Annotated in this window: 14 protein-coding genes and 1 pseudogene; 11 read left to right on the top strand and 4 right to left on the bottom strand. The window is 71.5% G+C overall.

Features of this window, described 5'->3' with window-relative positions:
* Positions 1-9 precede the first annotated feature (9 nt).
* From RPQ07_RS22180 to RPQ07_RS22170, 3 genes are all read left to right on the top strand, one after another.
* Positions 10-768, top strand: coding sequence for a transcriptional regulator (locus RPQ07_RS22180; protein ID WP_313948977.1), 759 nt, complete (start codon positions 10-12; stop codon positions 766-768).
* A gap of 79 nt (positions 769-847) precedes the next feature.
* A complete protein-coding gene (locus RPQ07_RS22175; protein ID WP_313945922.1) occupies positions 848-1234 on the top strand; it encodes a roadblock/LC7 domain-containing protein in 387 nt (128 codons plus the stop codon).
* A 57-nt stretch (positions 1235-1291) separates the two neighbouring features.
* Positions 1292-1666 carry a hypothetical protein gene (locus RPQ07_RS22170; protein WP_313945921.1) on the top strand — a complete coding sequence of 125 codons (375 nt, stop codon included), beginning with the start codon at positions 1292-1294 and terminating at the stop codon, positions 1664-1666.
* A gap of 35 nt (positions 1667-1701) precedes the next feature.
* Here RPQ07_RS22170 and RPQ07_RS22165 read toward each other — a convergent pair whose 3' ends face one another.
* From RPQ07_RS22165 to RPQ07_RS22155, 3 genes are all read right to left on the bottom strand, one after another.
* Positions 1702-2262, bottom strand: a complete 561-nt coding sequence (locus tag RPQ07_RS22165) for a hypothetical protein (protein WP_313945920.1) — start codon at positions 2260-2262, stop codon at positions 1702-1704.
* Between the two features lie 186 nt (positions 2263-2448).
* Positions 2449-3285 carry a MurR/RpiR family transcriptional regulator gene (locus RPQ07_RS22160; RefSeq protein ID WP_313945919.1) on the bottom strand — a complete coding sequence of 279 codons (837 nt, stop codon included), beginning with the start codon at positions 3283-3285 and terminating at the stop codon, positions 2449-2451.
* On the bottom strand, positions 3282-4787 hold the full coding sequence (locus RPQ07_RS22155; RefSeq protein ID WP_313948976.1) for an aromatic amino acid ammonia-lyase: 1506 nt from the start codon (positions 4785-4787) through the stop codon (positions 3282-3284). Before RPQ07_RS22155 ends, RPQ07_RS22160 begins: the two co-directional genes overlap by 4 nt.
* A 142-nt stretch (positions 4788-4929) precedes the next feature.
* Between RPQ07_RS22155 and RPQ07_RS22150 the strand changes: the two genes are divergently transcribed.
* The 7 genes and pseudogenes from RPQ07_RS22150 to RPQ07_RS22120 form a co-directional block, all read left to right on the top strand.
* Complete coding sequence (locus RPQ07_RS22150; protein ID WP_313945918.1) at positions 4930-5982, top strand: ABC transporter ATP-binding protein; 1053 nt, start codon at positions 4930-4932, stop codon at positions 5980-5982.
* Positions 5979-6623: an ABC transporter permease gene (locus RPQ07_RS22145; RefSeq protein ID WP_313945917.1), complete on the top strand. Its 645-nt coding sequence runs from the start codon at positions 5979-5981 to the stop codon at positions 6621-6623. The genes RPQ07_RS22150 and RPQ07_RS22145 overlap by 4 nt, the downstream gene beginning before the upstream one ends.
* A 1-nt stretch (position 6624) precedes the next feature.
* On the top strand, positions 6625-7287 hold the full coding sequence (locus RPQ07_RS22140; RefSeq protein ID WP_313945916.1) for an ABC transporter permease: 663 nt from the start codon (positions 6625-6627) through the stop codon (positions 7285-7287).
* Between the two features lie 9 nt (positions 7288-7296).
* Complete coding sequence (locus tag RPQ07_RS22135; protein ID WP_313945915.1) at positions 7297-8238, top strand: ABC transporter substrate-binding protein; 942 nt, start codon at positions 7297-7299, stop codon at positions 8236-8238.
* 3 nt (positions 8239-8241) lie between these two features.
* Entirely contained in the window at positions 8242-9687 is a 1446-nt protein-coding gene (locus tag RPQ07_RS22130; RefSeq protein ID WP_313945914.1) for a cytosine permease, read from the top strand.
* An 11-nt stretch (positions 9688-9698) separates the two neighbouring features.
* The gene (locus RPQ07_RS22125) at positions 9699-10124 is read left to right on the top strand and encodes a hypothetical protein (RefSeq protein ID WP_313945913.1); all 426 of its coding nucleotides are present in this window, start codon (positions 9699-9701) and stop codon (positions 10122-10124) included.
* A gap of 46 nt (positions 10125-10170) precedes the next feature.
* A pseudogene (locus tag RPQ07_RS22120) lies at positions 10171-10563 on the top strand (transcriptional regulator); the annotation flags it as partial.
* A 341-nt stretch (positions 10564-10904) separates the two neighbouring features.
* On the opposite strand, the gene RPQ07_RS22115 reads toward RPQ07_RS22120, so the two are convergent.
* Complete coding sequence (locus tag RPQ07_RS22115) at positions 10905-12293, bottom strand: cystathionine beta-synthase (RefSeq protein WP_313945912.1); 1389 nt, start codon at positions 12291-12293, stop codon at positions 10905-10907.
* 134 nt (positions 12294-12427) lie between these two features.
* Between RPQ07_RS22115 and RPQ07_RS22110 the strand changes: the two genes are divergently transcribed.
* Positions 12428-13423, top strand: a complete 996-nt coding sequence (locus RPQ07_RS22110; RefSeq protein ID WP_313948975.1) for an SGNH/GDSL hydrolase family protein — start codon at positions 12428-12430, stop codon at positions 13421-13423.
* Positions 13424-13436: the final 13 nt, after the last annotated feature.

The following is a 13436-nucleotide window of genomic DNA, read 5'->3' as shown; positions in this document are numbered from 1 at the left end:
GTGTCCCCGATGCTCGTCAGACTCGCGGACGAGCGCGCCACCGGCGTCCTCGTCCGTGACCACGGAGTGCTCTATCTGGCCGACGGCGAGGTCGTGCACGCCGAGAGCCCCGAAGCGCCCGGCCTCGACGTCCTGCTGACGGCGAGCGGCCGGCTGCGGCCGGACAGTTGGGCCGAGGCGGTCGCCCGGGCGGGCGCGCGCCACGAGGTCGCCCGCTTTCTCGTCGACAGCGGCCAGGTACCCGGCGGCGAGCTGGAGATCTGCCATCTCGCGGCCGTGTTCGACGCCGCGTTCTTCGCGCTCGCGCCGACCAGCGGCCCGACCCGGTTCCGCTACGGGGTGGTCCACTGGATCGGCCGGGTGCGGCCGGTACCCACCCGGGTCGTCGAACGGGAGGCCCGGCGGCGATCGATGCTGCTGAACGCCGTGTGGCCGCACCCGGCGGTCGACACGGCGCCGGTGGCGCGCAGCCGCCACCTCGCGGGACGGGCGGTCAGCCCCCGCCGGCGGTCACTGCTCGACCTGGCCGACGGCGTACGGACCCCGTCCGCCATCGCCCGGGAACTGGGCCGTCCCGCCTTCAACACCCTCATCGAGATACGGCGGCTGGCCGCCGAGGGACTCATCGGCACACCGGAGGAGTCCGCGGCACCCGCAGCCCCACCCGTCAGCGCCAACGCCGTGCGGACGGGGGGCCAGGAGCCGTCCTCGGCACTGGATTCCGCCATGCTCCGCCGGCTCCGTGACGCCCTGGAGGCCACGCTGTGACGCCCCGCTCCGCCCACCAGGTCCATTGCTGCACGTCATGAGGCGCGCGATGAGGCTGCGCGCAGAAAGGAGACAGCTCATGACGGCCACGGCGGATGTGCTCGCCGAACTGAAGCGGCTGCGCCTGCGGGTGCCGCAGCTGACGGGCGCACTCGCCGCCACCGCGGACGGTCTCGTGCTGGCGTCCGACACCGCCGACGCGGAGAGCGTCGCCGCACTCACCGCCGCCGCACTCGGCGTCGGGGTGCGGCTGACCGAGGCCACCGGACAGGGGAGCTTCTGCGAGCTGCTGGTCCGGGGCGACCGGGGGTACGTCGCGACCTACGCGGCGGGCTCCTCGGCCGTCCTCACCCTCCTGGCCGAGCCACGCATCAACGTGGGACGGCTCCATCTCGAGGCCCGCCGTTCCGGCGTTCGCGTCGGAGAACTGGTCGACGGCGCCCTCGAACGACCGGAGAACACCTGACCCATGACCGACACACCATCACGCACACCCAGCAGACGGAAAGGAAGTGCGCATCTCATGGCCAACACCGAACGCGCCCTCAAGGAAGCCACCACTGTCATCGAGGGCGCCATCGGCGCCGCACTCGTCGACTACACCAGCGGAATGGCGCTGGGCACGGTCGGCGGCGGAAAGGACCTGGACCTCTCGGTCGCCGCCGCAGGCAACACCGATGTGGTGCGCGCCAAGGTCCGCACCATGGAGCAGCTCGGACTCAAGGACGGCATCGAGGACATCCTGATCACCCTCGGGACGCAGTACCACCTGATCCGGCTGATGAAGGGCCGGGGAACGAACGGCCTGTTCCTCTACCTGGCGCTCGACAAGGAGCGGTCGAACCTCGCCATGGCCCGCCACCAGCTGAAAAAGATCGAGGCGGAGCTGGAACTCTGACCGGCCGCGGCGCCGCCGTCCGCCCCCGTGGGCGCTCAGCGGCGCCGCGCCCCTCCGGGCGAGGCGTCCCCCGCCGCGATGCCCGTGCTCCGGAATCCCTTGACCAGCCTGCCGACCGGGCCCCTCGCGGTCCAGTCGGACCGCAGCCACAGCAGTGTCTCGGCGCGTCTCTCCCGGTGGCCCAGCCACCCGGCCTTGGCCCACAGCCCGGCTCCCGCGCCCGCCAGCACCGCACCACCCGCGGCGGGCAGCGCGAACGAGGTGCCGACCGCGAGGGCGAAGGCCCCGAGCAACTGCCACCGGTGCGCGCGTCGCCAGGCCCGCACCGTCACCCGGCGGTCCTGGAGGTAGTCGGTGCGCCCGGCGCGAGTGGCGGCCTCGGCGAAGTGCACGTACCGCCTCCGCCGTACGAGGGCGACCGCGGCGGCCGTGACGATGAACAGCGCCGCCCCGGCGAGCACCCCGATCCGGCGTCCGGTGAGCCCCGGCACGAGAAGTCCGATGCCCGCGGCGAACACCCCCAGCCACCACAAGGGCGCCGCCCCGGCCCGTACGACCACCGCCACCCTCACCAGAGACTGCGCCCCGCGCCCCACGTCCGGTCCCCTTCCGCGCATCCCTCGGGCAGATGCCCTTCGGGCGCGGAGACTAGCGGCGGATTCTGAAGACAGCGTGAGAGAAGACAGCGTGAGGAGGGCCGGGCCCGATCGCACCCGGCCGGCCGGTGTCCTGCGCGGAGAACGGTGCCGACCCACGAACCGGTCCCGCTCCACCAACCGGCGCTACTCCACGAACAGTCCGCGGGCCGCCGCCCGCCCGTCGAACTCCTCCAGCCGTGCCTGCGCGTCCGGCAGGTCGTCGCACATGGCCTCCAGCAGCACCCGGCCCAGCAGCATCGGCGCGCAGGCGGTGTCGAAGGCCAGGCCCGTGCCGACCGCGGCGGGGATCAGCAGGTCGCTGTGCGCGGCGACGGGGGCGAAGGCGGAGTCGGCGACGGTGACGACCGTCAGCCCCGCCGAGCGGGCGTACGCCAGTGCCTCGACGACCTCCTTGGGGTGCCGGGGCAGCGCGAAGCACAGCAGCGCGCTCGCACCCGCGCGGCGGGCGGAGTCGATGCGGTCGGCGAGCATGGTGCCGCCCTCGTCGAGGAGGCGTACATCGGGGTGGACCTTGCCGGCGAAGTACGCGAAGCCGCGGGCCTGCGAGGACGCGGCCCGCAGACCGAGCACGGGCAGCGGGCGGGAGGCGGCGAGCAACCGGCCCGCGCGCTCGACCGGCGAGGGGTCGGCGAGCAGGTCGGAGAGATGGCGCAGGTTCTCGATCTCGGCCTGCACCGCCTGCTGGTACTCGTTGAGGCCGTCCTCGGCCTCCTCGCTCTCCGCGGGCGCCACCTCCCGCAGGTGCTTGCGCAGCGCCGGGTAGCCGTCGAAGCCGAGGGCGACGGCGAAGCGGGTGACGGACGGCTGGCTGACGCCCGCGAGTTCGGCGAGTTCGACGCTGGACAGGAACGGCACGTCGCCCGCCCGGCGCACCATGCTGTGGGCGATCCGCCGCTGCGTGGGGGTGAGCCGGTGCCCCTCGAAGAGCTGCTGCAGTCGTGCGGCAGGGCTGTCGCTCATGCCGTCCCCCTCATGTGATCCGTCATCAGGTCCGTGAACCGGTCGAGCAGCGCCGCGGCCGCCGTCACGTCGTCGGTCAGCGGCCGGTCGGCGAGCTCCTCGTCCAGGACGGACTCGGCGAGCTCGTAGGCCGCCCCCACCGGGAGTTCCGGGTCGGGCCGCAGCCCACGCTGGCGCAACGCCCGCACCGCGGCGACGAGTTCACAGCCGACCACGAGCCGGTAGGCGGCGCCCGTGCGCAGTGTCTGACGTGATGCCAGCGACGCGAAGCTGGCCTGCTCCTCGACGCCACGGGACAGTACCGCGTGGCCCAGCGACGCGGGCGCGGAGTACGCCCGCAGATCGCCGAGGGCGGCCCCGGCCGCGTACTCGAGGATCATCACGCCGGAACTCGCGGCCTCCGCGTCGGCGAGGAAGGGCCGCAGCCGGGTGAAGCCGGGCTCGTTGAGTGCGGAGAGCCTGGAGGTGGAGAGCCGGGCCGTCTGGGTCAGCGCCAGCCTGAAGTGGTCGAGGTCCAGGGCGAGTTGAGCCATGTAGAAACCGCCGTGGTGATAGGCCGCCATGTCCGAGGGGCAGATCAGCGGGTTCTCCGCCGCCGCGTTGATCTCCACCGCGAGGGTCCGCTCCAGCGCGTCGGCGGCGTCCTCGGCGGGCCCGTGGATCTGCGGCAGACAGCGGAATCCGTACGGGTCCTGGATGCGGCCGAGCGGCGGGGTGGGCCGCTCCGGCGCGCCGAGCAGCCGACGCATCCTGGTCGCGACGGCGTAGGAGCCGGGGTGCGGGCGCGCCGCGTGCACGGGCTCGGCGACCGCCTCGTAGGAGCCGTCGACGGCCAGCAGCGAGAGACCGGCGACGAGTTCGGTGGCACGGACGAGGGCGCGCAGTTCGCCGAGGGCGAGCGCGGCCTGGCCGAGCGTCAGGGCGTTGGAGCTGATGAGCGCCAGGGCGTCGTTGTTGTCGAGGGCCTGCGCCTGCGGAGGCGTGCCGCCCCGCCAGGGGTGTTCGCCGGCGAGGGCGAGACCCATCTGCGAGAGGGCCGCGATGTCACCGGTGCCGACCGAGCCGAACTCGTTGACGACCGGGTACGCACCCGACTCCAGGGCCTCGCACAGCGCGGTGACGACACCGGGCCGCAGTCCCGCGCCGCCCGCGAGCAGCTGGTTGGCGCGGACGGCGAGCATGGCGCGGACCTCGCGGGCGGGCAGCTCGTCACCGATCGCTCCGGCATGGGAGCGCAGCAGCCGCAGGCCGTGGCCGGCCGCCGAATCGGAGGGCACGGCCTCATTCCGGTTGGCGCCGACGCCGGTGGAACGGCCGTAGACCCTGCCGGACGCGGCCAGCTCGCGGGCGGCGTCCCAGGCGACCTCGACGCGCTTCATCGCCTCGGAACCGGGTACGGGACGGGCCGCGCCGTCGGCCAGCCGGACGATGTCCGCGACCGGGAGGCTCTGTCCGTCGAGGACCACGATGCCGGTGGGTGAGTCCACCATGTGGGACGACATCATGCGCGAAACCCTCCTTTTCCGGACGGTCTGTCTTGCCTCGCGAGCATCCGTACCCAGCGATTTACCCCGAGGCATTGACAACTTATTCAGACACCGAGAACTCTGCATGACTATATGCAGCCCGGGCAAGGGACGACTGATGATCAAATTCGATGCAGTGAACAAGCGCTTCCCCAACGGCACCACTGCAGTCCACGACCTCACTCTGGAGATGCCGGACGGCGGGATCACCGTCCTCGTCGGATCCTCCGGATGCGGTAAGACCACGACCCTGCGCATGATCAACCGGATGGTCGATCCGACGTCCGGCACCATCCACGTCGGCGGCAAGGACGTCCTCGCACAGGACGCGGCCGAACTGCGCCGCTCCATCGGCTACGTCATCCAGCAGTCGGGCCTCTTCCCGCACCGCACGATCATCGACAACATCGCGACGGTCCCGCTGCTGCTGGGCTGGGGCCGCAAGAAGGCCCGCGCCCGCGCCGCGGAACTGCTGGAGACGGTCGGCCTCGCGCCCGAGACCGCCAAGCGCTACCCGCACCAGCTCTCCGGCGGCCAGCAGCAGCGCGTCGGCGTGGCCCGGGCCCTCGCGGCCGACCCGCCCGTCCTGCTGATGGACGAGCCCTTCGGCGCGGTCGACCCGGTCGTCCGCACCCAGCTCCAGGACGAACTGCTGCGTCTCCAGCAGGAACTCAGCAAGACGATCGTCTTCGTCACGCACGACATCGACGAGGCCGTGCGCCTCGGCGACCGCATAGCCGTGTTCCGCACGGGCGGTCATCTGGTGCAGTGCGCGACCCCGGCCGAACTGCTGGCCCGTCCGGCGGACGACTTCGTGGCGGACTTCCTCGGCGCCGAAAGGGGCCTGAAGCTGCTGTCGCTCAGCACTCTCGCGGACGTGCCGCAGAGCCCCCTTCCGCAGACCGGCCGCTGGGAGCTCGCCCTCGACGCGGCCCGCGTCCCGCTCGGCTGGCGCGACAAGGACGGCGACCCGTCCGACGCCGACCTGCTCCCGGTCCGCCCGCTGCGCGACACGGACTCCCTGCTCTCCGCGCTGAACGAGTCGGTGGCCTCCCCCTCCGGCCTGGTGGCCCGCGTCGACGCCGACGGCGTGCTCACCGGCGTCACCTCGCGCGAGGACATCCACGAGCGGGCCGGCTCGGCCCACTCCGCGGCCCGGGTGGCCGTATGACCGTCGACTGGTCGTGGATCTCCGACCATGCCGGCGACCTCACCACGCTGAGCGTCTCCCATCTCCAGGCCGCTCTGAGCGCGGTGCTCCTGGGGCTGGTCATCTCGCTCCCGCTCGCGGTGCTCGCCCACCGCGTCCGCCCGCTGCGGGGCTTCCTGCTCGGGATGTCGAACGTGCTGTTCACCATCCCGTCGATCGCCGTGTTCGTGCTGCTCCTGCCGGTCTCCGGGCTCACCCGCACGACCACCGTGATCGGGCTGACGATCTACACCCTCGTCGTCCTCCTGCGGAACACCGTCGAGGGCCTCGACGCCGTTCCCGCCCGTACCAAGGAGGCCGCCAAGGCGATGGGCACCCGTCCGCTGCGGACCCTGTTCACCGTCGAACTCCCGCTCGCGCTGCCCGTGATCATGGCCGGAGTGCGGATCGCCACCGTCATGTCCATCTCGCTGGTCAGCGTCGCCACCTACATCGGCGACGGCGGCCTCGGCCAGCTCTTCACCGACGGCTTCCAGCGCAACTTCCCGACCCCCGTGGTCGCCGGAGTGGTCCTCACCCTCCTCCTCGCGCTGATCGCGGACGCGCTGCTCGTCGCCGTGCAGTACGTCCTCACCCCCTGGACCAGGAAGGGCAGGGCCTGAGATGTACGAGCTCTTCAAGGACCTCGGCTCCTGGCTGACCAGCGGCGCCCAGTGGTCCGGCAGCGACGGAATCGCCCACCGGCTCGTCGAGCACCTCCAGTACTCACTGCTCGCGACGCTCATCGCCGCCGTCATCGCCCTGCCGGTCGGTCTGCTGATCGGGCACACCGGACGCGGCGCGTTCCTCGCCATCAACCTCTCGTCGTTCGGTCGGGCCCTGCCCACCGTCGGCCTCGTCGTGCTGGTCTTCCTCGCCAGCGGCCTGTCCATGACGCCGGTGTACGTGGCGCTGGTCGCCCTCGCGATCCCGTCCATCGTCACCAACACCTACGCCGGCATGTCCGCGGTCGACCCCGAGGTCCGGGACGCCGCCCGCGGCCAGGGCATGCGCGGCCACCAGGTGCTGCTCCAGGTGGAGGTCCCGCTGGCGATGCCGCTGATCATGACGGGACTGCGGCTCGCCCTGATCCAGGTCGTGGCCACGGCCACCATCGCCGCGTACGTCAGCTTCGGCGGACTGGGCCGCTACGTCTTCGACGGCCTCGCCCAGCGCGACCTCGTCCAGGTGCTCGGCGGAGCCGTCCTCGTCGCGGTCGTCGCCGTCGTGCTCGATCTGGCGCTCGCCGGCCTCCAGCGCGTCCTCTTCAGCAACCGCCCCGCATAAGGACTTCCCATGAACCGACGCACCCTGCTCGGCAGTCTGCTGGCCGCCGCATCCGTCCCCGCGCTCGCGTCGTGCAGCAGCGGCATCACCTCGCTCGAAGGTGAGGGCGGCTCGCTGTCCGGCGGCGGCTCCAGCAAGGACGGTGTCACCATCGGCACCGCCAACTTCACCGAGAACCAGATACTCGGCTTCCTGTACGCCGCCGCCCTGAAGGCGGCCGGTGTGAAGGCGACCGTCCGCCCCAACCTCGGCACCCGCGAGATCCTCATCCCCGCGCTGCGCGGCGGCGACATCGATCTGCTGCCCGAGTACCAGGGCGCCCTGCTGCACTACCTCGACCCCAAGGCCACGGCCACCGAGGAGGGCGAGATGCAGAACGCGCTCGCCGTCGCCCTCCCCCAGGGCCTCCAGATCCTCCCGTACGGACTGGCCGAGGACTCCGACGCCTTCGCCGTCACCAGCGAGACGGCACGGAAGTACGGGCTCCGGTCCCTCGGCGACCTCGCCAGGAAGAACGGCGAACTCGTCATCGGCGCGGCCCCCGAGGTCAAGAAGCGGGTCGTCGGCGTCGTCGGTCTGAAGGACATGTACGGCGTGGAGTTCAAGGAGTTCAAGTCCCTGGACTCCTCCGGGCCGCTGGTCAAGGGCGCGCTGAAGAAGGGGGATGTCGACGTCGCCAACCTCTTCACCACGGACACCGACATCAAGGCCGAGGGCTGGGTCGTGCTCTCCGACCCCAAGAACCTGATTCCCGGTCAGCACGTCGTCCCGCTGATCGCCGACCGCAAGGCGGACTCGCGCGTACGCAAGGCACTGGCCCGGCTCGGCGCCGTCCTGACGACCGAGCAGCTCACCGAGCTCAACCGGCTGGTGGACAAGGACAAGAAGGACCCGGAGGACGTCGCGAACGACTGGGCCCGACAGCACGGAATCACGAAGAAGGGCAGCTGAACCATGGCAGGCCTCGTCGAAGTACGGTCCATCGACGTCGTTCCCGACAGTGAGCGGCACGGCACCGCCTTCTCCCAGTTCACTCTCTGGCTCGGCGCGAATCTCCAGATCACCGCCGTGGTCACGGGCGCGCTCGCCGTCGTCTTCGGGGGCGGCCCCTTCTGGTCGGTCGTCGGCCTCGCGGTGGGCAATCTGCTCGGCGGCGCGGTGATGGCCCTGCACTCGGCGCAGGGACCGAAGCTCGGCCTGCCGCAGATGATCCAGTCACGGGCGCAGTTCGGCGTGAAGGGCGCGATCATCCCGCTGCTGCTGGTGATCGTGATGTACGTCGGCTTCTTCGCCAGCGGCAGCGTGCTGGCCGGCCAGGCGGTCGGCGAGCTCACGCATCTCGGCGAGACGCCCGGCATCGTGATCTTCGCGCTGGTGACCGCGGTGACGGCGGCGATCGGCTACCGCGTCATCCATGTCCTCGGCCGGGTCGCGAGCGTCGTGTGCGCGCTCGCCTTCGTCTACCTCGGCATCCGGCTGCTGGACCGGATCGACCTCGGCACGGTGCTGGCCGACCGGGCCTTCGACCTGCCGATGTTCCTGCTGGCGGTCTCGCTCTCGGCGTCCTGGCAGCTGGCCTTCGGCCCGTACGTGGCCGACTACTCCCGCTATCTGCCGCGGCACACCAGCGCCCGCGCCACGTTCTGGTGGACGCTGTCCGGCTCGGCCATCGGTTCGCAGTGGTCGATGATCTTCGGCGTGCTGGTCGCCGCGACCGCCGGGGACGCCTTCCTCGGAGGCCAGGTCAGCTATGTGGTGGCCCTCGGCGGCACCGGCCTGATCGCCTCGTTCCTGTACTTCGTCATCGCGCTCGGCAAGCTGACGATCAATGTGCTCAACACCTACGGCGGCTTCATGTCGATGGTGACCAGCATCAGCGGTTTCCGCGGCCAGAGGACGCTGTCACCGCGCGGCCGGGCGCTCTACATCGCGGCCATCATGATCGCCGGCACGGTCGTCGCCCTGCTCGGCAAGGACAGCTTCCTCACCTCGTTCAAGGACTTCCTGCTCTTCCTGCTGACCTTCTTCACCCCTTGGTCGGCGATCAACCTGGTCGACTACTACCTGATCTCGCGCGAGCGCTACGACATCCCGGCGCTCGCCGATCCGCACGGCCGCTACGGCGCCTGGCGCGCGGACGCCCTCGCCGTGTACGGGGTGGGCCTGCTGGCCCAACTGCCGTTCCTCGTCACGCACTTCTACACCGGCCCGCTGGTGGAGCCGCTGGGCGGTGCGGACATCTCCTGGATGGTGGGGCTCGTCGTGCCGGCGCTGCTGTACTGGCTGATCGCCCGCCGCCGTACCGCGCACATCCCGGAGCGGACGATCCTCGCCCCCGGGGCAACCCCGACGGAAAACAGTGGGGCTACCCCCACTGACGCGACGGCCGGGCGCCCGTAGCGTGAACGGTTATGGAAGCCCGCGACCCTGAGCTCGAGAAAGAGCTCGACGCCACCCTGCACGCCCGCCGTGAGCTGGGCGAAGAATACGATTCAGCGCTCGTCGAATCCTTCCTGGAGAAGGTCGAACAGCGCCTGGACGGCACGGTGGACCGCCGTGTGCGCCGGCAGCTCGCCGAGCAGCAGATGGTGGTCGCCCGCGGCACCCGGCCGCCGCAGCAGCCCGCCGACCCGAACTTCGGCGAGCGCTTCGGCTTCGGGATCATCTCGATGATCCTCGCGATCCCGCTCTCGGCGATCGGTGTCGTCAACGCCGATCTGCCGGGGCTGATCGTCGCCTGGGGCGGCATCGTCGGCGTCAACGCCGTCCATGCCGCCAAGGGCTGGCCGTGGCTGCGGCACAAGGCCCCGGAGAAGACCTCCGACTGGGAGGGCTGAGGCCCGGCGATCGTGTGAGTCCGGGCCACGGCCTCACGGCCGGCGCGAGCGCGATGTTCCCCGCCAGGTCTTCCTGGACCCGGCCGCGCGGGAGATGTACACGGACCGGGAGGCGGTGGCCGCCGAGGTGGTCGGCTGTCTGCGCCTCGACGCCGGCCGCCATCCCGACGACGGCGAACTCGGCGCGCTGATCGGCGAGTTGTCGGTGAAGAGCGAGCACTTCCGGCGGCTGTGGGCGGACCACGAGGTCTAGGAGAAGACCCACGGCGTCAAGCGCATCTCGCAGCCGACGGCGGGCGGGCTGACGCTGCCGTACGAGACGCCCACGCTGCCGGGCGACCCGGACCAGCCGCTCGTGGTCTGCACACCGGAGCCTGGCTCCCCCACGGCGGAGCGTCTGTCGGTGCCGAGCTGGACGGCTTCCTCGCCGCGCGAGTGAGCCCGGTCGCCGGTCGACACACCGGCGCCCGGGAAGCCTGTGCCACGCGGGCGCCGGGGAAGAGTGTGCGCGGGGACCGCCTCACCCCCGGCAGGGCCGGGGGGCGGGACGACGACGGTCCCCGCGTGGGACACGGTCCCGGGTCAGGGCCGGTCGCCGCGTCCGGGGCGTCTGGGAGTCCGGGAGCCGCTCCGGAGTTCTTCGACGCCGCCTGTGCGCCGGCCTGGTTCCCTGCCCGGGAACCCTGCCGACACCCATGACTGTGACGGACGCGTGTTAAGCGGGTGCTGCGCGTACGTGACGTGCGCGTACCGTTTGCGCGAAGCCCCTTCCCCGCGCTACTACTTGCCGCCGCCGGCGAGGAAGGCCAGCAGGTCCTGACGGCTCACCACGCCCATCGGCTTGCCCTCGACCAGCACGATCGCGGCGTCCGCGGCTCCGAGCACGGTCATCAGGTCGCCGACCGGCTCGCCCGAGCCGACCTGCGGCAGCGGGTCGCTCATGTGCTTCTCCAGCGGGTCGCTCAGCGCGGCACGCTGGGTGAACAGCGCGGCCAGTAGCTCGCGCTCCACGACCGAGCCGATGACCTCGGCGGCCATCACGTCGGGGTGGCCCGCGCCCGGCTTCACGATCGGCATCTGCGACACGCCGTACTCGCGCAGCACCTCGATGGCCTCGCCGACGGTCTCCTCCGGGTGCATGTGCACCAGGCTGGGGATCTTGCCGCCTTCCTTGTGCCGCAGCACGTCGGCGACGCGCGCGGCGTGGCCGGCCTCCTCCAGGAAGCCGTAGTCGGCCATCCACTCGTCGTTGAAGATCTTGGAGAGATAGCCGCGGCCGCTGTCCGGCAGCAGGACGACCACCACGTCGTCGGGGCCGAGACCCTCCGCGACGCGCAGCGCGGCGACGACCGCCATGCCGCAGGAGCCGCCGACGAGCAGGCCCTCCTCCTTGGCGAGACGGCGGGTCATCTGGAAGGAGTCCTTGTCGGACACGGCGACGATCTCGTCGGTCACGGTCCGGTCGTACGCCGTCGGCCAGAAGTCCTCACCGACGCCCTCCGTCAGATACGGACGCCCGGAGCCGCCCGAGTAGACCGAGCCCTCGGGGTCCGCACCGATGATCCGCACACCGTTGTCGCTGACCTCCTTGAGGTAGCGGCCGGTGCCCGAGATGGTGCCGCCGGTGCCGACGCCCGCGACGAAATGGGTGATCTTCCCGTCCGTCTGGTCCCAGAGCTCGGGACCGGTCGTCTCGTAGTGCGAGCGCGGGTTGTTCGGGTTGGAGTACTGGTCCGGCTTCCACGCACCCGGCGTCTCCTGCACCAGACGGTCGGAGACGTTGTAGTACGAGTCGGGGTGCTCGGGGTCGACCGCGGTGGGGCAGACCACCACCTCGGCACCGTACGCACGGAGCACGTTGATCTTGTCCGTGGACACCTTGTCCGGGCAGACGAAGATGCACTTGTAGCCCTTCTGCTGGGCCACGATCGCCAGGCCGACACCCGTGTTGCCACTGGTCGGCTCCACGATCGTGCCGCCGGGCTGCAGTGCTCCGCTCTCCTCGGCCGCCTCGATCATGCGCACGGCGATGCGGTCCTTCACCGAACCGCCCGGGTTGAAGTACTCGACCTTGGCCAGGACCGTCGCCTGGACGCCCGCGGTCACGCTGTTCAGCTTCACCAGCGGGGTATTGCCGACAAGACTGATCATCGAGTCATGGATGCGCACAATGTTCTCCGGGATCTCCGTAGTGATGCGGCCAGGGTATGCGGACCGGCGCGGGATTGGGCGACGGCCGCTACGGGGCAGTTAGCTGATGACAGGCGACGAGGAGAGGAGGTGGCTCGGTGTCGAGGGCGAGGGTGGCACGGCGGATCGCCGCAGGCGCGGCGTACGGCGGAGGCAGCATCGGTCTGCTCGGAGCGGCGGCCGTGGGAGTCGTGCTCGCGGAGGTCCAGCTGGCCAAGCGCTCGGTGGGCGGGGGCATCGCCCCGATGCCCCCGCGCGGCGACGGGCTGTACGGGCTGGCTTTCGGGCACAACGATCCGCTGCTCCTCGGCGTGCTGGGCGACTCCACAGCGGCCGGCCAGGGGGTGCGCCGGGCGGGCCAGACCCCGGGGGCGCTGCTCGCGTCCGGGCTGGCGGCGGTGGCCGAGCGTCCCGTGGAGGTGTGCAATGTCGCACTGCCGGGTGCCCAGTCGGACGATCTGGACCGTCAGGTCACGGTGCTGCTGGAGGACAGGTCCCGGCTGCCGGACGTCTGCGTGATCATGATCGGCGCCAATGACGTCACCCACCGGATGCCGCCCACCGAGTCCGTCCGCCATCTGTCCTCCGCGGTGCGGAGACTGCGTACGGCAGGGGCGGAGGTGGTGGTCGGCACGTGCCCGGATCTCGGCACCATCGAGCCGGTCTACCAGCCGCTGCGCTGGCTGGCCCGCAGGGTCTCGCGCCAGCTGGCGGCCGCGCAGACCATCGTGGTGGTGGAGCAGGGCGGGCGCACGGTGTCGCTGGGCGACCTGCTGGGCCCGGAGTTCGCCGCCAACCCGCGCGAGATGTTCGGCGCGGACAACTACCACCCCTCGGCGGAGGGCTACGCGACGGCGGCGATGGCGATGCTCCCGACGCTGGGCGCGGTGCTGGGCGTGTGGCCGGAGTCGGACCGCCCGGAGGCGGACCGCGACGAGGGCATGCTCCCGGTGGCGAAGGCCGCGGCGACGGCGGCCAAGGAGGCGGGTACCGAGGTCACGGGCGCGCGCGGGCCCTGGGCTCTGCTCAAGCACCGCAGGCGCCGGCGGCTGCCGTCCACGTCCACGGCGGCGGAACCGAGCCCGTCGCCGTCTCAGGCGCGGCAGTAGGACGTACGGGTCC

It is taken from the genome of Streptomyces sp. AM8-1-1, from assembly GCF_032229325.1.
In the GTDB taxonomy this organism is placed as follows: domain Bacteria; phylum Actinomycetota; class Actinomycetes; order Streptomycetales; family Streptomycetaceae; genus Streptomyces; species Streptomyces achmelvichensis.
The sequence above is the reverse complement of the archived record's forward strand: the minus strand, read 5'-3'. Positions and strand labels throughout refer to the sequence as shown.

What these genes read in the sequence shown, in the direction of transcription:
- RPQ07_RS22180 (WP_313948977.1), top strand. Translation starts at nt 10, where the DNA reads ATGCTCGTCAGACTCGCGGACGAGCGCGCCACCGGCGTCCTCGTCCGT.
- RPQ07_RS22175 (WP_313945922.1), top strand. Translation starts at nt 848, where the DNA reads ATGACGGCCACGGCGGATGTGCTCGCCGAACTGAAGCGGCTGCGCCTG.
- RPQ07_RS22170 (WP_313945921.1), top strand. Translation starts at nt 1,292, where the DNA reads ATGGCCAACACCGAACGCGCCCTCAAGGAAGCCACCACTGTCATCGAG.
- RPQ07_RS22160 (WP_313945919.1), bottom strand. Translation starts at nt 3,285, where the DNA reads ATGAGCGACAGCCCTGCCGCACGACTGCAGCAGCTCTTCGAGGGGCAC.
- RPQ07_RS22155 (WP_313948976.1), bottom strand. Translation starts at nt 4,787, where the DNA reads ATGTCGTCCCACATGGTGGACTCACCCACCGGCATCGTGGTCCTCGAC.
- RPQ07_RS22150 (WP_313945918.1), top strand. Translation starts at nt 4,930, where the DNA reads ATGATCAAATTCGATGCAGTGAACAAGCGCTTCCCCAACGGCACCACT.
- RPQ07_RS22145 (WP_313945917.1), top strand. Translation starts at nt 5,979, where the DNA reads ATGACCGTCGACTGGTCGTGGATCTCCGACCATGCCGGCGACCTCACC.
- RPQ07_RS22140 (WP_313945916.1), top strand. Translation starts at nt 6,625, where the DNA reads ATGTACGAGCTCTTCAAGGACCTCGGCTCCTGGCTGACCAGCGGCGCC.
- RPQ07_RS22135 (WP_313945915.1), top strand. Translation starts at nt 7,297, where the DNA reads ATGAACCGACGCACCCTGCTCGGCAGTCTGCTGGCCGCCGCATCCGTC.
- RPQ07_RS22130 (WP_313945914.1), top strand. Translation starts at nt 8,242, where the DNA reads ATGGCAGGCCTCGTCGAAGTACGGTCCATCGACGTCGTTCCCGACAGT.
- RPQ07_RS22125 (WP_313945913.1), top strand. Translation starts at nt 9,699, where the DNA reads ATGGAAGCCCGCGACCCTGAGCTCGAGAAAGAGCTCGACGCCACCCTG.